The following is a 22476-nucleotide window of genomic DNA, read 5'->3' as shown; positions in this document are numbered from 1 at the left end:
AGGGTTCAAGCGACAACAGGCCCTACACCGCGAACGGCCAGACCAACCGGATCGAAGTCTACATCGAGAAATCCGGCAGCTATACGTACGATCAAAGCAACATGGCCGACGTCTGCGTCCAGTCGAACACCTGGACCGAGCGGATCATCAACTTCCAGGTCCTGACGACGTCGGATTACCGGATCTCGTGGCGGGCGGCCGGCCGTCAGGACACCTATGGCGGCCTGATCGACAACATCCGCGTCTGCCGCAACACATGTCCGGCGAGCTGAGCCGTGGTCTCCGGCCGGCTCCGGCTTCTCCAGCGCCTCGGTCCGGACCGGCTGGGCGCCACGGCGGTGGAGTTCGCCCTCCTGCTCTGGCCGGCCATGGTGCTGATCCTGGGCGCGCTGCAATTCGGCTTCTATCAGTACACGCAGGCGACCCTGAGCAACGCCCTGTTCGACACCGCGGCGGCCCCCGGCACGGAGGTCATCCTGGGGGATCAGGCCGGCTACCGGAACCGCATCTGCGCCAGCATCCCGATCATCCCGGACGCCACCTGCCGCGCGACCCTGCTGGTCGAGCTGGAGCCGCTTGCCAGCCTGCCGACGACGGTCACGGACATCCAGGGCAGCGTGTTCGATCCCGGCCTTCCGATGAACCTGATGGTGCTGCGCGCCGCCGTCCCGACCCTGCAGATCCTGCCCTTCGCCCCCGTCATGCGGGCGAAGGCCTCCGTCGTCTTCCGGCGGCCGTGAGGTCGAGCCTGCGTCAGGCCCGGCACCGGTTCCGCCGTTCCCGGGGCGGCGGCGTCGCGGTGGAATTCGCGCTTCTCGCGACCATCCTGATCGCGCTGAGCGCGGCCGGGGTCGACCTCATCAACCTGACCACCCTCACCCGCGAGATCGAGCGTTCGACCACGCAGCTCGCGGCGGCCATCACCTCCTGCCCGGCTTCGTCGACGCCGGGCTATGCCAGCTGCACCACCGACACGATCAAGCAATTGACCGACCGCAAGACCAATGCGCTCGTCACGCTGATCCGGCTGCTGCGCGATCCCACCAATCAGCCGCAGCTGAGCATCATCCAGGTCAACAAGGTCAACGGCGCGATCCGCGTCTGCGCGGGAACCGCCACCTACCTCGACGCCGACATCAACACCAGCGCGCTGCAGATCTTGGGTGACAAGGACGTGGCCATCGTCGTCCTGATCACCGGGACCTACGTTCCGTATGTGGGCTTCATGTCCAAGCTGTTCACCGGTACGGAGACGAGCGCGCTGCGCGGCTACACGGTCGCCGTCCAGGTCAGCAACGTCCAGCTCTGCTGAAGGCCGGGCCCGGCAGCGCGGGGCGGTTCCACGCCGCCGGATCGAGAAGCGCGACAGCCGTCGGCGTGCCCGCTCCGGTCAGGCGTCCCGGCCGTGCACCTGCGCGGGCGGCGCGGTGGCCTCGACCGCGGTGAAGCTCTCCAGGATGCGGTAGGTGTGCTCCGCCCCGGCCGGCACCAGCCAGGAATCGCCGGGTTCGAGGCGGACCGTCTGCCCGGCGACCTCCAGCTCCGCCCGGCCCGCGATCACGTAGCCCACGGTCTCGTAGTCGCGGGCGGCGGCGGGCTTGCTGTCCGTCGGCGGCTCGTTCTCCCACAGCCGCATCGACACGTGCTTGCCGGAGGCGAGGTAGCGCTCGCCCTGCCGGCCGTGCGGGGAGGTCTCGCCCGAGACCTTCTTGATCGTCGTCTCCGCCATCGCTGCCTCCGCGAGCCGTTGCGACCCCGACAGGTCGCCGCGACCCCCAACGGGTCGCCGCGACCCCAACGGCGTCCCGGTGGCGGTGTTCCCGCTCCGGCGGCGGGCGCGGGACTCACAGGGTGATCGGCGGGTCGATCGTGCCCTTGCTGATGATGAACTTGCCGTGCTCGCCGACGCCCGACAGGCCGCGCTCCTCGGCGAATTCGTTCACCGCCCGCGTCACGTCGGGCCAGGTCCCGTAATCGTCGCCGACGAGGACGCCCGGCTCGGCGATGAGATCCCAGACGGCGTCGAGGTCGCGCTTCACCGGCTCGTATTCGTGGGCGGCGTCGAGGTAGCAGAAATCGAACGTCACCCCGAGCCGCTTGAGGACGAGGCAGGCATTCTCCGAGGTGCTCGGGAACGGGGTGATGACGTCCTGCACGCCCTCGCGGACCACGTTCGACAGGAAGGTCCAGTAGAGATGCGGATAGCCGTGCTCGATCCGGAGGGATTCGTACCAGCCTCCCTCGACGCGCAGCCAATGCTCCGGCGAGCCGAGCCAGGTGTCGACGCAGACGATCTCGCAATCGAGGTCCAGCGCCTTGACGACCTTCGCCATGTTGATGGCCGAGCGGCCCTTCCAGCTGCCGATCTCGAGGATGCGCTTCGGGCGCAGCCGCTCGATCACGCGCGGCAGGATCGGGTGGTCGGAGCCCCAGCCCTGCATGTCGGCCGGGTGAGCCTCGCTGTCGAAGCCGTCATAGGGGGACCGTGAGAAGAGCAGGTCGCGGATCGTCGGTTGAGTGGTCACGGTGAACTCCGGAAGCCCGTTCGGGAAGGATGCTGCGGCTCGCCTCACGCGGCCTGGCGCGACAGCATGGCGATCACGGTGGCGCGCAGCTCGTCGTAATCCGGCACGATCTCGCCCTCGTCCGTCGTGACCGTGGAGTAGATGCCGCGATACGAGTAGCCGAGCATCGCGCAGACCTCGGCCCACATCGTTCGCGCGGTTTGCAGCGGGAGGATCTCGAGCAGCCCCATCGGCGTACCGAGGTGAACGATGTTCGCGATGCCGGCGCCGTGGGGGGCGATGATCAGGCCGGCCCCGGCGAGACGCTCGACCTGCTGGGCGAGGGTCAGCTCGCCCTGGCCGAAATCGATCGCCTCGATGTCGAACTCGCGCAGGATCGCCTGAAAGCTCTCGGTCTCGTGGAGACCGCCGCCCCGGGCCGTCTTGCCGCGCCGGATGTAGATGCGGCGCGTCCCGGGCTCGATGCGCAGGCCGCAGGCGGTCCGGAGCCAGTGAACGCCGGCGGAGGAGAGCTGGTCGTGGGCGACGATGGGATCGCGGACCCGGATCGCGTGCGGCGTCGACACGAACGGGATGTGCGGCGACATCCGCTCGACGATGTGCTGGATGTTCGGCCGGTGACGATAGCTCTGCGGGATGTAGATCGCCGAGCTGTGCGGGGCCAGGAAGCGGATCCGCGGGATCATCTCCAGGCTGGCGTGATAGTAGTTCGCGTTGTTGGCGTCGGAGAGGATGCCGAGATTGTCGTGGACCGGCAGGGCGTGCCAGTGCTGGGCGATCTGCGCCCGCGCGGCGGAGAACACACTCGAGCGCAGGATCTCGTTGAGCGCCTGGTCGGCCCACTGATCCTCGCACGCGACGTTGATCTTGATGCAGGTGCCGTCGGGCAGGAGGAGCGCCTCGGCGTCCATCAGCAGGACGTACTCGCCCCGCATGATGCCGACGCGCTCGAACGTCACCTTCTCGACGAAGCGCGCCAGCTCGCATTGCACGCGCGGCAGGCTGCCGCTGAACACGACATCCGCGTTCGGCTCGTCGTGGTAGACGTTCCGGGTCAGGAGAGGAATGTAATTCCTGTGCTGATAGAAATTGACGATCGGCGCTGCAGACGTGCCCAATGTCCCCTCCTCAGGAGGCGCCGCCCGCAAGTGAACGAGCCCCCTGCAATCCGGCGATACCCAGGGTTCTCAAATTCCCGGATGTGGCCGCCCCTCTCGATCGGCCGCAGGCTACAGCTGCCATGCTGGGGTTAATGAACCGCTAACCATGAAATATTGATTCAGGACCGGTCCATAGCGGCCCGACCATTGGGACACCACACGCGCCGACCGGGAGGCCGGGTCCGGGGCGGCACGCGCCCTGGCTGCGGGCGCAACGCCCATGACATCCACCTCGGCCCTCAGGCGGAGGCGGGTTCTCCCGATCTGTCGAGGGTCGAGCGGCACGGTCCGCAGGCCCTCAGAAATCCGTGGCGAGCCCCTTCACCTCCCAATCGTCGTAGCGGACGGGTTCGAGGCCGCCGCGGCCGTTGATCTCGCGCTCCCGGCGGATCTCGGCCGCGCGGGCATCGATCTCCGCGCGGCGGGCCTGCGCCTCGGCGAGGGCCCGTTCGGCGGCCGGGCTCAAGGGCCTGCGCGCGGCCGGCTCGGGATGGGTGTCGTCCATGGTCGTGATACTCCCGCTTGCATCCGGGGCGGCGCGGTGCCACGCCCGGCCTGGCGCGTCGATGCCAGTTCCCCCGCAGGTGGCGGGGGGCCGGCGCGCCGTCAAGACGGGAGCGGCGGCAGGCGCATGGACGACGGGCAAGACGATCGCACGGCTGGACTCGCGGCACGGCGCCTCGCCTTCGCCGGGGTGGCGGATCTCCTCGGGGCGCGGTCCGGCACCGCCCTCGACGACGTGCTCGACCCGGCGGCGGCCCGCGCCGCCCTGGCGCCGCAGGATCTCGGCCTCGCCCGGGCGATCGCCGCCACCACCTTCCGGCATCTCGGGGCGATCCGCTACGCCCTGGCCGCCCGGATGACCCAGGGCCTGCCGGAGGATCAGCCGAAGCTCCTCGCGCTCCTCGCCACCGGCGCCGCGCAGATCCTCTACCTCAACGTCCAGGATCACGCCGCCGTGGATCTCGCGGTGCGGCTCGCCAAGGGCGAGGCGAGCCTGCGCCACCTGAGCGGCCTCGCGAACGCCGTCCTGCGGCGCGTCGCCCGCGAGAAGGAGGCGATCCGCCGCGAGACCGACGCCGATCCCCTCGGTCTCGGCACGCCCGCCTGGCTCGCCCGCCGCTGGAGCGACGCCTACGGCGACGCCACCGCGCGGGCCATCGCGGAGGCGCATATGCGCGGCGCCCCGCTCGACCTCACCGTGAAGGCCGATCCGGAGCTCTGGGCGGAGCGCCTCGGCGCGCGGCTCCTGCCCACCGGCAGCCTGCGGCTCGACGATGCCCGCACGCCCGTGCCGCAGCTCGCCGGCTACGATGAGGGCGCGTGGTGGGTGCAGGACGCCGCCGCCGCCCTCCCCGCCCGGCTGCTCGCGGCGCGGCCGGGCGAGCGCGTCGCCGATCTCTGCGCGGCTCCCGGCGGCAAGACCGCGCAGCTCGCCGCGGCCGGCGCGACGGTCGTCGCCGTCGACCGCTCGGAATCCCGCCTGCGGCGCCTGCGCGAGAACCTCGCGCGCCTCGGCCTCTCGGCGGAGACGCGGGCGGCGGATGCCCTGACGCTGCCCGACGACGACCGCTTCGACGCGATCCTGCTCGACGCGCCCTGCAGCGCCACCGGCACGATCCGCCGCCATCCCGACGTGGCCTGGACCAAGCGCGAGGGGGATCTCGCGCGCCTGGGCGCGCTCCAGGGCAAGCTCCTCGACAAGGCCGCCCGGCTGCTGCGGCCGGGCGGGCGGCTCGTCTACTGCACCTGCTCCCTGGAGCCGGAGGAGGGCGAGGCGCAGGCCGAGGCCTTCCTGGCGCGGCATGCCGACTTCGCGCGCCGGCCCGTCACGGCCGCGGAGGTGGGCGGCGAGACCGCGCTCCTCTCCGCACAGGGCGACCTGCGCACCCTCCCGGCGCACTGGGCCGCCCCGGAAGGCGGGCGCGGCGGCATCGACGGTTTCTTCGCGGTCCGGTTGCAGAAAGCCGCGGACTGAACGGCCGATCCTGTTCACAAGCGCTGCGGCCGCGTTTGACGCCGCCGCCATCCTTCACCATTGGTGTTCACGGTTGGTTGATCATGGTCCCGCGCGGCCGGGGCCGGGCGCCCGCCACGCGCGGACACTCCCGGGGGGTAGCTTGCATTGGGGGCCTGACCGCTGGCGTTTCTACCGGCTCGTCGGGCGTGAGATCGGGCGCGCCGCGCGCAACGTCGGCGTTCGGGTCTCATCGGCCCCCTCGGCCCTCGCCCGCTTGCGCCCCACCGGCCTCGTCATCGCCCCGCAGGACCTGCGCACCAGCGACGCCACCCTGGCCGGGGACATCTACGCGGGGTTGTTCGTCTTCGCGGGTCGGGCGCTCGCCACCGGCGGGCGCTCGCCCTTCGACTTCACCCCACCGTCGCCCGAATGGGGCGAGGCGCTCTACGGCTTCGGCTGGCTGCGCCACCTGCGCGCCGCCGACAGCGCCCTCGCCCGCTCCAACGCCCAGGCCTTCGTGCAGGATTTCCTCGCCGGGCGCGGCGACCGGGAGATCGCCGACCGGCCGGCCGTGGCGGCGCGGCGGCTGATCTCGCTGCTCAGCCAGTCGCCCCTCGTGCTCGAAGGGGCCGACCACGCCTTCTACCAAGCCTTCCTGAAGGGCATCGGGCGCTGCGTGCGCCGCCTCGACGCCGCCCTGCGCCACGGCGTCCCGCCCCGGCAGCGCCTCGCGGCCGCGGTCGCGCTCACCTATGCGGGCCTGTGCTGCGACGGCTACGAGCCGGTCCTGCGCCGGGGCACGCGGCTCCTGTCGCGGGAACTGCGCCGCCAGATCCTGCCGGATGGCGGCCACCGCAGCCGCAATCCGGCCGCCGTCAAGGAACTCCTCCTCGACCTGCTGCCCCTGCGCCAAAGCTTCCTCAGCCGCGACATCGCCCCGCCGGAGGCCCTGCTCCAGGCCATCGACCGCATGCTGCCCTTCCTGCGGCTGCTGCGGCACGGCGATGCCTCCCTCGGCCACCACAACGGCATGGGGGTGACGGAGGCCGATCAGCTCGCGACGCTGCTCATCTACGACGGCGCCCTCGCCCGCCCGCTGATGCACGCGCCGCACACGGGCTATTCCCGCCTGGAGGCGGGCACGACGCTGGTGGTGGCCGATATCGGCGGGGCGCCGCCCCCCGCCTTCTCGACCATGGCGGGGGCGGGCAGCCTGTCCTTCGAGCTGTCGAGCGGCGCCCAGCGCCTGGTGGTGAATTGCGGCAGGCCCGCGGGCGGCGAGGACATGCGCCAGCTCGCCCGCACCACGGCGGCCCATTCCACCGCGATCCTCGGCGAGATGTCCTCCTGCCGCTTCCTCAACCCGCCGGGGCGCGGCTTCGCCCATCCGCTCGCCGCGTGGCTGAGGAGCCGGATCGGCGCGGTGATCGTGCGCGGCCCGGCCCAGGTTCCGGCCGAGCGCGGCACGGAGGCGGACGGCACCGCGGTGCTCGCGGCGAGCCACGACGGCTACGCCCCGACCCTCGGCCTCCTGCACGAGCGCCGCTGGCGCCTCGCCCCGGACGGCGCGCGCCTGAGCGGCGAGGACGCCTTCCGGCGCGTCCGCGAGGGGCGGGCCGGGGGAGGCCCACCGGTGGATGCGGCGATCCGCTTCCACCTGCACCCCTCCGTACGGGCCGGGCGCGAGGGCCGCGCCGTGCGCCTCCTGGCCGCGAACGGCGAGACCTGGCTCTTCGAGGCGGAAACCGTCGATCCGGTGATCGAGGAGAGCGTGTTCTTCGCCGCCTCCAACGGCGCGCGGCGCACCGAGCAGATCGTGCTGCACCTGCGGGTGACGGATGGCAGCCGGGTCGCATGGCAGTTCCGCCGGCTGTGACGGCTTGGCCGATTCGCGCCCGCGCTGGCCTCCCCCGGCCGTTTCTGCTACCGCGCGGACACCGACCCTTCAGCAGGCGCCCCCGCCGGCTTTCCGCTACGACACACGGACCTCGACCCATGGCGAGCGACCTCATTCCCGTCACCCGCGCCCTGCTCTCCGTCTCCGACAAGACCGGCCTCGTCGATTTCGCCAAGGCGCTCGCCGCTCGGGGCGTCGTGCTCGTCTCGACGGGCGGCACGCACCGGGCCCTCACCGAGGCCGGCCTCACGGTCACCGAGGTTTCCGACCTCACCGGCTATCCCGAGATGATGGACGGGCGCGTCAAGACCCTGCATCCGGGGGTGCATGGCGGGCTCCTCGCCATCCGCGACAATCCCGAGCATCAGGCCGCGATGCTGGCCCACGGGATCGCGCCGATCGACCTCCTCGTCGTGAATCTCTACCCGTTCGAGGCGACGCTGGCGGCCGGGCGCCCGGCGGCGGAATGCATCGAGAACATCGACATCGGCGGGCCGGCGATGATCCGCGCCGCCGCCAAGAACCACGAGGACGTGGCCGTCGTGGTCGACGTCGCCGATTACGACGCGGTCCTGGCCGATCTCGACGCCCATGACGGCGCGGTGACCCGGGCGACCCGGCGGCGCCTCGCCCAGAAGGCCTTCGCGCGCACCGCCTCCTACGACGCGGCGATCGCCACCTGGCTCGAAGGGGAATACGCGGAGGCGATCCCCGGGACGCCGGTGTTCCGGGCGCTCGGCGGCACCCTGGCGCAGGGCCTGCGCTACGGCGAGAACCCGCACCAGCAGGCCTCCTTCTACCGCACGGCCGGCGCGAGCCGCCCCGGCGTGGCGACCGCCCGCCAGCTCCAGGGCAAGGAACTCTCCTACAACAACCTCAACGACACGGACGCCGCCTTCGAGTGCGTGTCCGAGTTCGACCCCGCCCGCGCGGCCGCGGTGGTCATCGTCAAGCACGCCAATCCCTGCGGCGTCGCCGAGGGCGACACGCTGCTCTCCGCCTATGAGCGGGCGCTCGCCTGCGACCCGGTCTCGGCCTTCGGCGGCATCGTGGCGCTGAACCGACCCCTCGATGCCGAGGCCGCCCGGCGCATCGTCGAGATCTTCACCGAGGTGATCATCGCCCCCGACGCCACCGAGGAGGCGGCCCGGATCGTGGCCGCCAAGAAGAACCTGCGCCTCCTCGTGACCGGCGGCGTCGCCGATCCGCGCCAGGCGGGCCAGGTCTGGCGCACGGTCGCGGGCGGCATCCTGGTGCAGAGCCGCGACGCGGCCGTCATCGACGACATGGACCTGCGCGTGGTGACGCAGCGGGCGCCGAGCGAGCGGGAGCTCGCGGATCTGCGCTTTGCCTTCCGCGTCGCCAAGCACGTGAAGTCGAACGCCATCGTCTACGCGAAGGACGGCGCCACGGTGGGCATCGGCGCCGGCCAGATGTCGCGGGTCGATTCCTCGCGCATCGCCGCCTGGAAGGCGGCGGAGGCCGCCAAGGCCGCGGGCGCGCCGGAGAGCCTCGCGCGCGGCTCGGTGGTCGCCTCCGACGCCTTCTTCCCCTTCGCGGACGGGCTGCTCGCCGCGGCGGAGGCGGGCGCCACGGCGGTGATCCAGCCCGGCGGCTCGATGCGCGACGACGAGGTGATCCGCGCCGCCGACGAGGCCGGCCTCGCCATGGTGTTCACCGGCCACCGGCATTTCCGGCACTGATCGGCGGCCCGGCCGGCAGGGGCGTTGACCGCCGCCCTCGCCCGGCGCCGAGCGTCGCGGTACGGCGGGGCGGGGCAACCGGGTGATGCGGCTCATCGAACACGACCTGCGGGCGCGGGTGCTGGCGGAGGTCCACGCCCGCCCCTTCATGCCGGTCAAGACCCCGCGTCGCTTCCTGCACTACGCCTTCCTGACCGACGGCGAGGCTGCCGCGGCCGACCGCGTGGCCCTCGACGCCTATTGCGGCTCCCTCGGCCTGCCGGGGCCGCCGCCCGGCACCAAGCAGCACCGGGTGGTGTTCTCCGGCGCGATCCTGCGCTGGGAGAGCCACAGCGAGTTCACCACCTACACCTGGGAATATGCCGACCCGCAGGGCCTCGCCTTCCAGCCGCAGCCCGACGCGCTCTCGGGCGCGATGGAGGGGCTGGTCCAGCCGGGGCCGCTCCTCGTCGCCGTGGACCTGCACCTCCTCGCCGCGGGCGAGGGCGACCTGCCCCCGGAGATCAGCGCCACCTTCTCGCCCGCCTCCCTGGCGGTGGCGCAGGCGGAGGGCGGCGCGGCCATCGTCGCCACCGATTTCCAGCCGGATCCCCACGGCTACGTGCGCATCGTGGTGGCCGATCGCGGCATGACCCGGGTCGCGGCGGGCGCGCTGGTGCAGCGGGTGCTGGAGATCGAGACCTACCGCACCCTCGCCCTTCTCGGCCTGCCCGAGGCGCAGGCGCTGGCCCCGGCGATCCGGCGCATCGAGACCGCCCTGCCCGACCTCATGGAGGAGATGCGCGGGAGCGAGGGCTTCGACGCCAACCATCACCTCCTCGACCGGCTGGTCGCCCTCGCCGCCGAACTCGAAGCCGGCGCGGCCCGCTCCCTGTTCCGCTTCGGCGCCACCCGCGCCTATGACGAATTGATCCGCCTGCGGCTCGACGCCATCCGCGAGCAGGCGATCCCCGGCCAGACGAGCTGGTCGGTCTTCCTCGCCCGGCGCTTCAACCCGGCGATCCGCACCTGCATGGCCACCGGCGAGCGGCAGGACACGCTCTCGCGCAAGCTGTCGCGCACCGCGCAGATGCTGCGCACCCGGGTGGACGTGGAGCTGGAGCGCCAGAACCACGCCCAGCTCCAGGCCATGAACGACCGCGTCCGCCTGCAGCTGCGGCTGCAGCAGACGGTGGAGGGCCTCTCGGTCGCGGCGATCAGCTACTACGTGGCGAGCCTGATGCACCACGTGCTGGAGGGCGTGCACGCGGCGGGCGCGCACGTCGATCCGACGATGGGCACCGCGGTGGCGATTCCCCTCATCGTGCTCGGCGTCGCCTGGACGGTGCGGCGCATCCGGCGCCGGCACGCGGAGCCGGGCGACCACTGATCCGGTTTCCGGACGATCCGTGCGGAAACGGTCTCATACGGTTTCCGGATGATCGCTTCGCGATGCGGAAACCGGCCTCGCTCAGGCGCCGCGCGGGCTCGTGATACGGTTTCCGAAAGTGAACTTCCGGAAACCGTATCACCCCGCGAGCGGGGCGAAGAAGCAGAACACGTAGTCGCCCCGGTGGCACCAATGGAAGTTGCCGTCCTTGCTCGGGCGGACCTTCGCCATCGGGATGAAGATGCCGTGGGTCCTGTAGCCGCCCGGAACCTCGACCGCGTCGCTCACCGGCTCGCAATCCTGATCGGAGCAGCATTCGAATGGATACCAGGAATGCGCCGGCTGGATCAGCGAGAGAGCGACGACGAGCGCGGTCTTCATGGATGACGCCCCTTCCCCGTGTGAGGACGGCTGGTGCCAGGACCGGCCGATCGACTCTCCCGGCATGGCGCGTGCCAAGCCTGGGCTGTCCTTCCCTCTGAAGACATGGGCGCGGGGCCGCACTCCTCAAGCCGGCAACGGGCTGGTGATTGCAACTGCGAGGGCTCCGGCCGGAGCCTCGCCATCGCCCCGTGCTGCCGAGCGCCCGCGCGTGGCTCATGACCGGCCAGATATGGGGTGTCACCTTGTCGTCGGGATCCGCGGCGCGCCGCCCTTCTCCGCACCGCGCTCGTCCTTGGCATCACGATCGTCACGCGCGGTCGTGGTGGCGCGCTGGCCCGACGCCGCCGCGGCGCCCGGCTTGGCCTTGCCAGCCCGTCTCTCCGGTTGCGACTTGCAACCGCAGCGGCCGTATCACGCCGCCTGACGCCCCCCTGATCCCGCGAATCGTGCGAGCTCGCATTGCGGGTTCGCGACGCGCCGCTCGCGCCACCGCGGGCCGGTCGCCCGGGTCGGCGCCGGACGATGCCGGCGCCCCTCCGCTCAGAACAGGCTGCCCTGCGCGGGCGGGACCGGCGCGGGCGGCGGGGCGGGCGGCCCCGCCAGCAGGTCGGCGTCGTCGTTGCGGTGGTCGTTCACCCGCGCATTCGCGGGCGCGAGGCTCAGCCACTCCTCCGGGCAGGGCCGGCAGAGGTCGGAGGCCGCCTTCGCGTCCACCGCCTGCAGGTCGAGCCAGGCATCGACCGCCTCCGGCGGCAGGATCGCCGGCATGCGGTCGTGCAGGGCCGCGAGCAGGCCGTTCGCGCCGCAGGTCACGATGGCGGCGGTGTCGATCTCCGATCCGTCCGGGCTGCTCCAGGTCTCCCACAGGCCGGCGAGCGCCATCGGGCGCCCGTCGGCGCACCGGATCAGGTAGGGCGCCATCCCCCGCGCGCCGCCGCGGCGCCACTCGTAGAAGCCGTCCGCCAGGAAGACGCAGCGCCGGTAGCGCAGGGCGTTGCGGAAGCTCGGCTTCTCGGCCGCGGTCTCGATCCGCGCGTTGATGATGAGCGGGAACTCCGCCGGATCCTTCACCCAGGCCGGCAGGAAGCCCCAGCGCATCAGCACGAAGCGCCGCCGCCCGTACTCGGCCGTCACCACCGGCACCGGCTGGGTCGGCGCCACGTTGTGGCGGGGCGGGAAGTTCGGCTGCTCGCCGTAGCCGTAGGTCTCGCGGAACACCTCCGGCGGCGACAGGATCACGTAGCGGCCGCACATCCCGTCATCCTCACAGCCAGCGCTTCCAGCGGAAGAAGGCATAGGGCAGGATCGCCGCCACCACCATCATCACGATCGCCATCGGGTAGCCGAAGGACCAGTCGAGTTCCGGCATCGCCTTGAAGTTCATCCCGTACATCGACGCGATCAGCGTCGGCGGCATGAACACCACGGCCATGACCGAGAACAGCTTGATGATGTTGTTCTGCTCCAGGTTGACGAGGCCGAGGGTCGCGTCGAGCAGGAACTGGATCTTGCCGGACAGGAAGGTGGCGTGCTCCTCCAGGGACTGGAGGTCGCGCAGGGTGGAGCGGACCTCCTCGCGGATCTCGCGGGGCGCCTTGGTCACCCGGTAGCTCGCCGAGAGCGAGAGCAGGATGCGCTCCATCGAGACCAGGCTCTCGCGCTGCTTCGACAGGAGATCGTTGTGGCGTCCGAGCCCGCGCAGGGTCTGCTGCAATTCGGCGTTGCGCGCACTCGGATCCGCCCGGTCGTCGAAGATCAGGCGGGAGAGCGCGTCGATGCGCTCGCCCTGGAGTTGGAGCACGTCGGCGGCGCGGTCGATCACCGTCTCGATCAGCGCGGAGAGGATCGCCTCGCCGCCCAGGATCACGCCGGAGGGCCGGGCGGCGCGCTGCACGAACATCCGGAAGGCCTGGGGGTCCTCGTAGCGCACCGTGGCGAGGCGGTTGTCCTGCAGGATGAAGGTGACGCCGGTGAGCGTCGCGTCCTCCGTGTCGACCTTGCAGAGCAGGCGCCCGGTCATGTAGCGGGCGCCGTTCTCCACGTAGAGCAGCTCCGAGGGCTCGATGTCCTGCATCTCCTCCCGGGTCGGGATGGAGATGCCCAGGAACGCCTCGACGCGCAGGTCCTCCTGCCGGGTCGGCTCGATCAGGTCGATCCAGATCGTGTCCGGCGGGATCGGCTCGTGCGGATCGAGGAGCCGGCGTTCGAGAAGGGGCTGACCGGTGCTGGCGCAGGCGTTCGGCTGGTGGACGAAGATCAAGGGGCTGAGCTCAGTCGAAGGCGTGGGGCGGGGGCACGCTCGTATCCGGCACGAAGAAGTCGGGCGCAAGCGGCACCCCCGGTGTGACGCGGTAGTATGAGAACTCCGTGACACCCTCCTCCGCCAGGAAGCTGTCGTCGATCAGGAAGCGGCCGCTGAAGTCGCGCGACGGCTTCCGGAAGATCCGCCACGCGGCCTCGGCCAGGATCTCGGGCGTGCGGCTCGCCCGCATCAGGGCGTCGCCCCCGAGCAGGTTCTGCACCGCCGCCGTGGCGATGGTGGTGCGCGGCCAGAGGGCGTTCACTGCGATGCCACGGGCCCGCAACTCCCCCGCGAGGCCCAGCACGCAGAGCGACATGCCGAACTTCGCCATCGTGTAGGCGAGGTGCGGCGCGAACCACTTCTCCTGCATGTCGAGGGGCGGCGAGAGCATCAGGATATGCGGGTTCCCGGCCTTCTCGAGATGCGGGATCGCGTGTTTCGAGACCATGTAGGTGCCGCGGGTGTTGATCTGGTGCATCAGATCGAACCGCTTCATGTCGGTCGCCGGGGTGTTGGTGAGCGAGATGGCGCTCGCGTTGTTCACCACGATGTCGAGGCCGCCGAAGCGGGCGGCGGTCGCGTCGATCGCCGCCTTCACCTGCCCCTCGTCGCGCACGTCGACCACGAGGGGCAGCGCCGTGCCGCCGGCCTTCTCGATCGCCTCGGCGGCGGTGTGGATGGTGCCGTCGAGCTTCGGATGCGGCTCGGCCGTCTTGGCCGCGATGGCGACGTTGGCGCCGTCGCGCGCGGCCCGCAGGCCGATGGCGAGGCCGATGCCCCGCGAGGCCCCGGTGATGAACAGCGTCTTGCCCTTGAGCGACATAGGATCCTCCGAGTTGTTTCTCGCGTGGCGGATGGGGGCCGGGCGTCGCTAAAAGCCCATCCGGAACCGGTCCGGCCGGCGGCCATCCTCGTCCGTGAAGCCGTAGTGGCGGGCGAGATCGGCGACATGGAGCGTGCGGCCCGCCTGCTCCGCCAGGGCGGGATCGCCCGCCAGCGCGGCGACCGCCCGGCCCGCATAGAGCGGCGTCTCGTCCGCCACCTCGCCGAACCCGGCATCGATGCTGCGCTCGGTGCGCACCCGCCCCGGCGAGAGGGCGAGCGCGGTCACGCCGCGCGGCGCCAGTTCGGCGGCGGTCGCCAGGGCGAGGCGGTTCGTCGTCGCCATGGCGAGATCGTAGACGATGTCGCCCAGATAGCCCTCCTGCGTGCCGAAGGAGACGAGGACGAGGAGGCCGCGCTTGGCCGAGACCATGGCGGGGGCGACCGCCCGGGCGAGGAGCAGGGCCGCGTAGGGGCCGGATTGCAGGGCATGGCCGAGGGGCGTCGCGGCCCGGCGCCAGAACGGATCGCCCCAGGCGGCCCCGTCCGGGAAGCGGTCGCCGTCATAGCCCTCGTGGCCGCCCCACACGCTCGACACCGCGATGTCGATGCGGCCGAAGCGGCGCAGCGTCCAGTGCACCAGCCCGTCCACGGCCTGCTCGCGGGTATGGTCGCAGAGATAGTGGAAGCCCCGCCCGCCCGCGAGGTCGACCTCCCGGGCCGCGTCCTCCAGCACCTCCGGACGCCCGTCGGTGCGCGGGCCGCTCTCGCTGGAGCGGCCGGTGACGATCACCGTGGCGCCGGCCTCCCCGAGCGCCCGGGCGATGCCGCGCCCGACGCCCCGCGAGGCCCCGGCGACGAGGCAGACCTGTCCCGAGAGATCCGGGACGCCCGCCGGCCTCATGCCCGGGCCTTGCCCTTCTCCAGGAAGGCGCGGAAGGCGGCCTGCGCCTCCGGCGAGCGCAGGGCCGCGTCGAAGGCCTTGGCCTCTGCATCCATGGCGGCCTCGACGGCGGCGCGGTCGCCGCGGATCAGCGCGCGGGTGGCCGCGAGCGCCCCTCGGGGCTTGGCCGCGAGCTTGGCGGCCTGCGCGAGAGCGTGTTCGAGCAGCGCGTCGCTCGGCACCACGGCGTTGGCGAGGCCGAGCCGCGCCGCCTCCTCGGCCCCGAAGGCCTCGGCGAGCATCAGCAGTTCCGTCGCCTTGGCGGTGCCGACGCGGCGCGGCAGCAGGTAGCTGGAGGCGGCCTCCGGCACGAGGCCGAGATCGACGAACGGCATGCGGAACAGCGCACGCGGCGTCGCGTAGACGAGGTCGCAATGCAGCGTGAGCGTCGTGCCGATGCCGACCGCGATCCCATCCACCGCCGCGACCATCGGGGTGCGGGTGGCGGCGAGCTGCCGGATGAACTTCAGGGACGGCGCGCCGCCGAAGGACTCGCTCGCGCGGGCGACGAAATCGGCGATGTCGTTGCCCGCCGAGAAGGCGCCCTCGACGCCCGCGAAGACCACCGCACCGGTCTGGGAGCCCTCGGCATCGGCGGCGAGCAGGGCCTCCCGCATGGCATCGTACATGGCGCCGGTCAGCGCGTTCTTCTTCTCCGGCCGGTTGAGCCGGATGAGGCAGACCCCGCCCGCCTCGCGCGTGATCCTGACAAGATCGGTCATGGAATGTCCTCGGGCTTCGTGACGGAACGGATTGAGGATGATCGGGGTGTGGGCCCCCCTGTCCCGGACGACGGCAGCGTCAGCGGACGGGAATCCGGGACCCAGCAAGAGGAGTTGCCGCGAAGGCTCGGCGTGTCGGCGCAACCGCAAGAAGCGATCGCCTCGCGACGTGTCGTGCTGGGTCCCGGGTCGCATTCCGCTCTCGCTTCATGCGCGCAGGCCCGAAGGGGCCCGGAAAGGGGATGAGGACTGGATGATCGCCGCGCCGACGATGTCCGCCCCTCCCGGTCGCGGGCCGCCTCAGCTCGCGAGGGCGAGCGGCGCGTCCTGAAGGTAGCCGGCACCCGTCGTCACCGTCTCCTCCAGGCCCCTGGCCGTGGTGGCGAGGTTCTCCGCGAAGAAGCGCGCCAGCGCGACCCGGGCCGGGTGGGCCGGGTCGCTGTCGCCGCCCGCCGCGGCGGCATGCGCCGCGAGCGCCGCCTGCGCCAGGGTGGCACCGCCCTGCGCGAGGCCGAACAGGCGCAGATACGGCGTCGCCCCTGCCAGGGCCTCCTCGGGCCGGTTGGAGCGCAGCGCCCGCAGGAGAAAGCTCGTTGCGGCATCGAGGCTCGCGATCGCCTCGCGCAGCCGCGGTGCCGTGAGCCCGAAGGCCGGGCCGCCCTCGCGCAGCACCCGCTCGGCGATGCCGCGCATGGTGGCGATCTGCGCCCGCACCACCGCCCCGTCCTGCAGCGGCAGCTTGCGGGTGACGAGGTCGATGGCCTGGATGCCGTTGGTGCCCTCGTAGATCGCCGCGATCCGCGCGTCGCGCAGGTGCTGGGCGGCCCCCGTCTCCTCCACGAAGCCCATGCCCCCGTGGACCTGGATGCCGATCGAGGCGACCTCGATGCCGATATCGGTCGAGAAGGCCTTCGCCACCGGGGTCAGCAGCGAGGCGCGGTCGAGGGCGTCCCGGCGCGCCGCCTCGTCCGGCGCCCGATGGGCCCGGTCCAGCGCCTCGGCGGTGAGGTAGCAGATGCCCCGCGAGGCCGCGGTCATCGCCTTCATGGTCAGCAGCATCCGCTGCACGTCCGGATGCTCGATGATCGGGCTCATGCCGGCAGAACTGCCGGTGCCGGCGACGGTGCCCGCCCGGCCCTGGCGCCGCTCGCGGGCGTAGGACAGGGCCTGCTGATAAGCCCGCTCGGCGATGCCGACGCCCTGCAGGCCGACGCAGAGCCGGGCGTTGTTCATCATCGTGAACATGCAGGCGAGGCCGCGGTTCGGCTCGCCCACCAGCCAGCCGGTCGCGCCGTCATTCTCGCCGTAGACCATGGTGCAGGTCGGCGAGCCGTGGATGCCGAGCTTGTGCTCCAGCCCGGCGCAGCGCAGGTCGTTGCGGCTCCCGTCCGGCAGCACCTTCGGCACCAGGAAGAGCGAGATGCCGCGGGTGCCCGCGGGCGCGTCGGGCAGGCGCGCGAGGACGAGGTGGACGATGTTGTCCGTGAGGTCGTGCTCGCCCCAGGTGATGTAGATCTTCTCGCCGCGGATCCGGTAGCTGCCGTCGCCCGCCGGCTCGGCCTTGGCGCGCAGGGCCGAGAGGTCCGAGCCGGCCTGCGGCTCGGTCAGGTTCATGGTCGCGGTCCACTCGCCCGAGACGAGCTTGGCGAGGTAGCGCTCGCGCAGCTCCTCCGCCCCGTGCCTGGCGAGCGCCTCGACGCCGCCCGCGGTGAGGAGCGGCCCGAGCCCGAAGGACATCGAGGCGGCGTTCCACATCTCGACGCAGGCCGCGTTGAGGAGCAGCGGCAGGCCCTGGCCGCCATAGGCCTCCGGCCCCGGCAGGGCGTTCCAGCCCGCCTCGCTCCAGGCCCGGTAGGCCTCGCGGAACCCCGGCGGCATCGTCACGGCGCCGTCCTTCAGCACGGCGCCCTGCTTGTCGCCGACGCGGTTGAGCGGCGCCACCACGTCGCTGGCGAACCGCCCGGCCTCCTCCAGGATCGCCTCGGCGAGATCCGCCGTCAGGTCGCCGTGCAGCCCCTCGGCGATCGCGCGATCGAGCCCGGCCACCTGCCGGATCGTGAAAGCCATCTCGGCCACGGGTGCGCGAAAGCTCATCCTGTTTCCTCCCGGACAGCGTCGCCCGGCGGGCCGGGCCGGCGCTTCGTCATTTGACGCGAAGCCGCACGCGACGCTAGGGCCGCTGTCATGCCGGACGATAGTTTACATGTGAACCATATCGGGTCAACGCCGACGCGGCGTCTGGCGCCCGATGCCGAGGGGATCGCGCAGGCCGCGCGGCTGCTCGCCGACGGGCGCCTCGTCGCCTTCCCGACCGAGACCGTCTACGGGCTCGGCGCGGATGCCACCGACGGAGCGGCCGTGGCCGCGATCTATGCGGCCAAGGAGCGCCCGCGCTTCAACCCGCTCATCGCGCACCTGCCGGATCTCGCCGCGGCGCGCCGCGAGGGCGCCTTCGGTCCGGAGGCCCTGCGCCTGGCGGAAGCCTTCTGGCCGGGACCGCTGACCCTGGTGGTGCCGCTCGCCGCGACCGCCCGCGTCAGCGATCTCGCCCGGGCGGGGCTCGACAGCGTGGCGATCCGGGTGCCGGCCTCGCCGCTCGCGCACGCCCTTCTCACGCAGGTCGGCCGTCCCGTCGCGGCGCCCTCGGCCAACCGCTCCGGGCGGGTCAGCCCGACCGCGGCGGATCACGTCCTCGGCGACCTCGACGGCCGGATCGCCGCCGTGCTCGATGGCGGGCCCTGCCCGGTCGGCGTGGAATCGACGATCGTCGCCTGCCTCGACGGCGCGCCGCGGCTGCTGCGCCCGGGGGGCGTGCCGCGCGAAGCGATCGAGGCGGTTCTCGGCCGGGCCCTTCTCGCGCCGGAGGCGGCCGATGCCGCGCCCCGCGCGCCCGGCCTGCTCGCCTCGCATTACGCGCCGCGGGCGGCGGTGCGCCTCGACGCGGCGGCGATCCGGCCGGACGAGGCGGCGCTGCTGTTCGGGGATGCGCAGCCGCCGGGGCTGGAGCGCGCCCGGCTGAGCTTTAACCTGAGCCCGCGCGGGGACCTCGCGGAGGCGGCCTCGAACCTGTTCTCGGCCCTGCGGCGACTCGACGCCTCCGGTGCCGCAACCATCGCGGTCACGCCCATTCCCCGCCACGGCCTCGGCGAGGCGATCGCGGACCGGCTCGCCCGCGCCGCCGCCCCGCGCTGATCACGCGAAAAAAATCTCAGGAATGCTGGAACCGTTCCAGCAGCGCGACGTTTTCATCGCATTGAAGGCCATTCCAAGCCCCCATCGGCCTTCCCCCTTGTCAAGGCCCGGAGCAATCCGGGCCTTTTCTTTTGGCCCGCCGAGGGGGCGTCAGCCCGCGAGCTTGGCGGCGATCGTGGCGACGTGGCGGCCCTGGAAGCGGGCACCGTCGCGTTCGACCTGCGAGGGCTGGCGGCTGCCGTCCCCATCCGCGATGGTCGAGGCGCCGTAGGGCGAGTTGCCCATCACCTGCGACACGCCGAGCTGGCCCTGGAAGGCGTAGGGCAGCCCCACCACCACCATGCCCTGGTGCAGGAGCACGGTGTGGAAGCTCAGGATGGTCGATTCCTGGCCGCCATGCTGGGAGGCCGTCGAGGTGAAGACCGAGCCGACCTTGCCGACGAGGGCGCCCTTCATCCACAGGCCACCGGTCTGGTCGATGAAGTTCTTCATCTGGGCGGCCATGTTGCCGTAGCGGGTCGGCGTCCCGAAGATGATCGCGTCGTAGTCCGGCAATTCGTCCACGGTGGCGACCGGTGCCGTCTGGTCGAGCTTGTAGTGGGACTTGCGGGCCACCTCTTCCGGCACGAGTTCCGGAACCCGCTTCACGTGCACCTCGGCCCCCGTCTCGCGGACGCCCTCCGCGACCGCGTAGGCCATCTGCTCGATGTGGCCGTAGGTGGAATAGTAGAGCACCAGAACCTTCGCCATGGCGGGAATCCTCTTCGCTGCGCGCGTCGGCCCAACCTGGGGCGGGCTGCGGTGCCGGCAACATCGGGGATCGCCGCGACGAGGGGAATGGACTAGCCTGCAAGCACGATCTTGCAGGAGCGCACGCGGCGCCGTGACCAGCCCTCTCGCCTGGGACGATTTCCGTCTCATCAAGGCCATCGCCGACCAGCGCGGGCTCGCCCCGGCGGCGGAGCGGCTCGGCATCAATCCCTCCACCGTCTTCCGCCGTCTCGGGCAGATCGAGGCGGCGCTCGGCACGATCCTGTTCGAGCGCCACCGCACCGGCTACGCGCCGACCCCGGCCGGCGAGGAGATGATGCGGGTCGCCACCCGCATGGAGGACGACGTCGCGGCCTTCTCGCGCAAGCTCGACGGTCAGCTTCTCGCCCCCTCCGGCGAGTTGCGGATCACCACCGCGGATTCCCTGTTCAACGATCTCCTGGCGCCGATCCTGGCGCGGTTCTGCGACCGCTACCCGGAGGTTCGCGTCGACGTGGTGCTGTCGAACCAGCCCCTGAACCTCTCGAAGCGCGACGCCGACGTCGCCCTGCGTGCCACGGACGGCCCGCCCGACACCCTGGTCGGGCGCCGGCTCGCCACCATCGCCTGGGCCCTCTACGGGCGAGTGGAGGACGGGGCGGAGACGCCGCTCGCCGAGCGGCGCTGGGTCTCCCTCGCGCAGGAGACCGGCGCGGCGAAGGTCGCCCGCTACGTCGCGGCACGGGCCGATCCCGCCCGCATCGCCCTGCGGCTCGACACGGTGGTGAGCCTGGTGCGGGCGGTCGAGGCGGGCATCGGCATCGCGCCGCTCGCCTGCCTCGCGGGCGACCGGCGGCCGGGCCTGATGCGGCTCACGCCGCCGGAGCCGGACCTCTCGGCCGGGCTCTGGCTGCTCACCCACGCCGATCTGCGGCACGCGGCGCGGGTGCGCGTCTTCCTGGATTTCGTCGCGGCCGAGATCGGGCGCCTGCGCGACCTCATCGAGGGCCGCGATCCAGCGGGCTAAGCAGAATTGCGGCGAGCAATTCTGCCGAGGTTCTCGTTCGCATCGTCAGGTCGCGCGGTCTCAGCGGACCTCGATGATCTCGACCTCGTGATCGGCCACCGTCACCGTGTCGCCCGCCTGCTTGCCGGTGAGCGCGCGGGCGAGCGGCGCCACGTAGGCGATCGAGCCCTTCGTGGGATCGGCCTCGTCCTCGCCGACGATCCGGAAGGTCTGGCGGATGCCGTCCTCGCGCTCGACGGTGACGGTGGAACCGAAATGCACCGTGTCGCTGGGCGACGGCTCGATCACCTGGGCGGAGTTGCGGCGCGCCGTCCAGTAGCGCAGGTCGCGGCTGGTGCGCGCGAGCCCGGCCTTGTCGTCGGGCGACAGGGCGCCGTGCTCGGCATGCAGCCGCTCCAGCTCCGCCTCGATCAGGGCGAGCCCCTGCGGGGTGACGAAATTCTGGTGCGGGGAGAGCGGACGGTCGGGAAGGTCCTCGAAGGCTTCCCCACCCTCCGGCTCACGGACGAAGGCGATGCTCATGAAACGGGCAATGCGCGGAGCACCGTCAAGGTTCCCGCGCCGCCGTGAGTTTCTCGCAGGCAGTCTTGAGTTTCTCGCAGGCAGTCTGATGCCGCGGTTGCCATCAGGAGACGGCGACGACGACGCGGCCGCGCACGCGCCCGGCCAGGATCTCGGGCGCCGTCGCGATGACGTCCTCCAGGCCGATCGTCGTGGTCATGGCGGCGAGCTTACCGGGATCGAGGTCGCGGGCGAGGCGGTTCCAGGCCTCGCGGCGCAGCGGCAGCGGCGCCATCACGCTGTCGATGCCGAGCAGCGCGATCCCGCGCAGGATGAACGGCGCCACCGAACCCGGCAGGTCCATGCCGCCGGCATTGCCGCAGGCCGCCACAGCCCCGCCGTGGCGGGTCATCGCGAGCGCGTTGGCGAGGGTGGTGCTGCCGACCGTGTCGATCGCCGCGGCCCAGCGCTCCTTGGCGAGGGGCTTTGCGGGCTTCGACAGCTCCGCGCGATCGATGATCTCGGCCGCGCCGAGACCGCGCAGGTAATCCGCCTCCGCGGCCCGGCCGGTCGCCGCGATGACGTGCCAGCCGCCCGCCGCGAGGAGCGCGACCGCCACCGAACCGACGCCGCCCGAGGCTCCCGTCACCAGCACGGGACCGCGCTCGGGCGCGAGGCCATGCCGTTCGAGGGCCAGGATCGACAGCATCGCCGTGTAGCCGGCGGTTCCGATCGCCATGGCCTGCTGCGGCGTGAAGCTCGCGGGCAGCGGCACCAGCCAGTCGCCGCGGACCCGGGCCTTCTCCGCATAGGCGCCGAGATGCGTCTCGCCCGTGCCCCAGCCGTTGAGAACGACGGCATCGCCGGGCTTCCAATCCGGGTGGCTCGACTGCTCGACCACGCCCGCGAAATCGATGCCGGGGATCATCGGCCAGCGGCGCACCACGGGCAGCGTCCCGGTGATGGCGAGCCCGTCCTTGTAGTTCAGGGTGGAATGCGTCACGCGGACCGTGACGTCGCCCTCCATCAGGTCGGCCTCGTCGAAGGTGGTGAGCGCGACGCGCTGCCCGTCCTCCCCCTTCTCGATCACCACCGCCTTGAACCGGCCCATCGGGCGCCTCCCATCGTCGTTGTCGCCCGGTTGTGGAGCGACGATGACGGGGCGGCAAGATGGCGGAGCCCCTTCTCCCGCGGGAGAGGAGGCTCCGCGCAGGCTTGC

General features: G+C 72.0%; 23 protein-coding genes. 9 read left to right on the top strand and 14 right to left on the bottom strand.

Annotated features, from left to right (window positions below; genetic code table 11):
• Positions 1–101 precede the first annotated feature (101 nt).
• Genes ACE101_RS18985 through ACE101_RS18975 form a run of 3 tightly spaced genes read left to right on the top strand, consistent with a single transcriptional unit; the run spans position 102 to position 1312 of the window.
• Complete coding sequence (locus tag ACE101_RS18985; protein WP_379132656.1) at positions 102–272, top strand: hypothetical protein; 171 nt, start codon at positions 102–104, stop codon at positions 270–272.
• 3 nt (positions 273–275) lie between these two features.
• Positions 276–740 (top strand): TadE family protein, encoded by a 465-nt coding sequence (locus tag ACE101_RS18980; RefSeq protein WP_379132653.1) that lies wholly within the window; start codon positions 276–278, stop codon positions 738–740.
• Positions 741–799: 59 nt separating this feature from the next.
• A complete protein-coding gene (locus ACE101_RS18975; RefSeq protein ID WP_379132650.1) occupies positions 800–1312 on the top strand; it encodes a hypothetical protein in 513 nt (170 codons plus the stop codon).
• Positions 1313–1390: 78 nt separating this feature from the next.
• Here the strand turns inward: ACE101_RS18975 and ACE101_RS18970 are convergent, their stop codons facing one another.
• From ACE101_RS18970 to ACE101_RS18955, 4 genes are all read right to left on the bottom strand, one after another.
• Positions 1391–1729, bottom strand: a complete 339-nt coding sequence (locus tag ACE101_RS18970; protein ID WP_379132647.1) for a cupin domain-containing protein — start codon at positions 1727–1729, stop codon at positions 1391–1393.
• A 115-nt stretch (positions 1730–1844) separates the two neighbouring features.
• Positions 1845–2525, bottom strand: coding sequence for a class I SAM-dependent methyltransferase (locus ACE101_RS18965; RefSeq protein WP_379132645.1), 681 nt, complete (start codon positions 2523–2525; stop codon positions 1845–1847).
• A gap of 44 nt (positions 2526–2569) precedes the next feature.
• On the bottom strand, positions 2570–3643 hold the full coding sequence (locus tag ACE101_RS18960) for a glycosyltransferase 61 family protein (RefSeq protein WP_379132643.1): 1074 nt from the start codon (positions 3641–3643) through the stop codon (positions 2570–2572).
• A gap of 340 nt (positions 3644–3983) precedes the next feature.
• A complete protein-coding gene (locus tag ACE101_RS18955) occupies positions 3984–4190 on the bottom strand; it encodes a DUF1674 domain-containing protein (RefSeq protein WP_379132641.1) in 207 nt (68 codons plus the stop codon).
• A 126-nt stretch (positions 4191–4316) separates the two neighbouring features.
• On the opposite strand from ACE101_RS18955, the gene ACE101_RS18950 reads away from it, so the two are divergent.
• The 4 genes from ACE101_RS18950 to ACE101_RS18935 all read left to right on the top strand — a co-directional run bounded on the left by ACE101_RS18950 (position 4317) and on the right by ACE101_RS18935 (position 10614).
• On the top strand, positions 4317–5663 hold the full coding sequence (locus tag ACE101_RS18950) for an RsmB/NOP family class I SAM-dependent RNA methyltransferase (protein ID WP_379132639.1): 1347 nt from the start codon (positions 4317–4319) through the stop codon (positions 5661–5663).
• Between the two features lie 142 nt (positions 5664–5805).
• On the top strand, positions 5806–7521 hold the full coding sequence (locus ACE101_RS18945; RefSeq protein ID WP_379132636.1) for a heparinase II/III family protein: 1716 nt from the start codon (positions 5806–5808) through the stop codon (positions 7519–7521).
• 119 nt (positions 7522–7640) lie between these two features.
• Positions 7641–9245, top strand: a complete 1605-nt coding sequence (purH, locus tag ACE101_RS18940; RefSeq protein ID WP_379132634.1) for a bifunctional phosphoribosylaminoimidazolecarboxamide formyltransferase/IMP cyclohydrolase — start codon at positions 7641–7643, stop codon at positions 9243–9245.
• A gap of 85 nt (positions 9246–9330) precedes the next feature.
• On the top strand, positions 9331–10614 hold the full coding sequence (locus ACE101_RS18935) for a DUF3422 family protein (protein ID WP_379132632.1): 1284 nt from the start codon (positions 9331–9333) through the stop codon (positions 10612–10614).
• 138 nt (positions 10615–10752) lie between these two features.
• On the opposite strand, the gene ACE101_RS18930 is transcribed toward ACE101_RS18935, so the two are convergent.
• From ACE101_RS18930 to ACE101_RS18900, 7 genes are all read right to left on the bottom strand, one after another.
• Complete coding sequence (locus tag ACE101_RS18930; RefSeq protein ID WP_379132631.1) at positions 10753–10995, bottom strand: hypothetical protein; 243 nt, start codon at positions 10993–10995, stop codon at positions 10753–10755.
• Between the two features lie 543 nt (positions 10996–11538).
• Entirely contained in the window at positions 11539–12252 is a 714-nt protein-coding gene (locus tag ACE101_RS18925; RefSeq protein WP_379132629.1) for an SOS response-associated peptidase, read from the bottom strand.
• Positions 12253–12262: 10 nt separating this feature from the next.
• Entirely contained in the window at positions 12263–13258 is a 996-nt protein-coding gene (corA, locus tag ACE101_RS18920) for a magnesium/cobalt transporter CorA (RefSeq protein ID WP_379132627.1), read from the bottom strand.
• Between the two features lie 10 nt (positions 13259–13268).
• Complete coding sequence (locus ACE101_RS18915; RefSeq protein WP_379132625.1) at positions 13269–14123, bottom strand: SDR family oxidoreductase; 855 nt, start codon at positions 14121–14123, stop codon at positions 13269–13271.
• Positions 14124–14171: 48 nt separating this feature from the next.
• Positions 14172–15026, bottom strand: a complete 855-nt coding sequence (locus ACE101_RS18910) for an SDR family NAD(P)-dependent oxidoreductase (protein ID WP_379132622.1) — start codon at positions 15024–15026, stop codon at positions 14172–14174.
• Positions 15023–15787, bottom strand: coding sequence for an enoyl-CoA hydratase-related protein (locus tag ACE101_RS18905; RefSeq protein WP_379132619.1), 765 nt, complete (start codon positions 15785–15787; stop codon positions 15023–15025). Before ACE101_RS18905 ends, ACE101_RS18910 begins: the two co-directional genes overlap by 4 nt.
• Before the next feature lie 300 nt (positions 15788–16087).
• The gene (locus ACE101_RS18900; protein ID WP_379132616.1) at positions 16088–17881 is read right to left on the bottom strand and encodes an acyl-CoA dehydrogenase family protein; all 1794 of its coding nucleotides are present in this window, start codon (positions 17879–17881) and stop codon (positions 16088–16090) included.
• A gap of 90 nt (positions 17882–17971) precedes the next feature.
• Here ACE101_RS18900 and ACE101_RS18895 point away from each other — a divergent pair, with 90 nt between their 5' ends.
• Positions 17972–18979, top strand: a complete 1008-nt coding sequence (locus ACE101_RS18895; RefSeq protein ID WP_379132614.1) for an L-threonylcarbamoyladenylate synthase — start codon at positions 17972–17974, stop codon at positions 18977–18979.
• 150 nt (positions 18980–19129) lie between these two features.
• Here the strand turns inward: ACE101_RS18895 and wrbA are convergent, their stop codons facing one another.
• Positions 19130–19729 (bottom strand): NAD(P)H:quinone oxidoreductase, encoded by a 600-nt coding sequence (gene wrbA / locus ACE101_RS18890; RefSeq protein WP_379132611.1) that lies wholly within the window; start codon positions 19727–19729, stop codon positions 19130–19132.
• Between the two features lie 133 nt (positions 19730–19862).
• Between wrbA and ACE101_RS18885 the strand changes: the two genes are divergently transcribed.
• On the top strand, positions 19863–20756 hold the full coding sequence (locus tag ACE101_RS18885; protein ID WP_379132608.1) for a LysR family transcriptional regulator: 894 nt from the start codon (positions 19863–19865) through the stop codon (positions 20754–20756).
• A gap of 60 nt (positions 20757–20816) precedes the next feature.
• On the opposite strand, the gene greA is transcribed toward ACE101_RS18885, so the two are convergent.
• Positions 20817–21278 carry a transcription elongation factor GreA gene (gene greA, locus ACE101_RS18880; RefSeq protein ID WP_379132605.1) on the bottom strand — a complete coding sequence of 154 codons (462 nt, stop codon included), beginning with the start codon at positions 21276–21278 and terminating at the stop codon, positions 20817–20819.
• A 103-nt stretch (positions 21279–21381) separates the two neighbouring features.
• Positions 21382–22368 (bottom strand): acrylyl-CoA reductase (NADPH), encoded by a 987-nt coding sequence (gene acuI / locus ACE101_RS18875; RefSeq protein ID WP_379132603.1) that lies wholly within the window; start codon positions 22366–22368, stop codon positions 21382–21384.
• Positions 22369–22476: the final 108 nt, after the last annotated feature.

It is taken from the genome of Methylobacterium carpenticola (genome assembly GCF_042748905.1).
Taxonomy (GTDB): Bacteria; Pseudomonadota; Alphaproteobacteria; order Rhizobiales; family Beijerinckiaceae; genus Methylobacterium; species Methylobacterium carpenticola.
The sequence above is the reverse complement of the archived record's forward strand: the minus strand, read 5'-3'. Positions and strand labels throughout refer to the sequence as shown.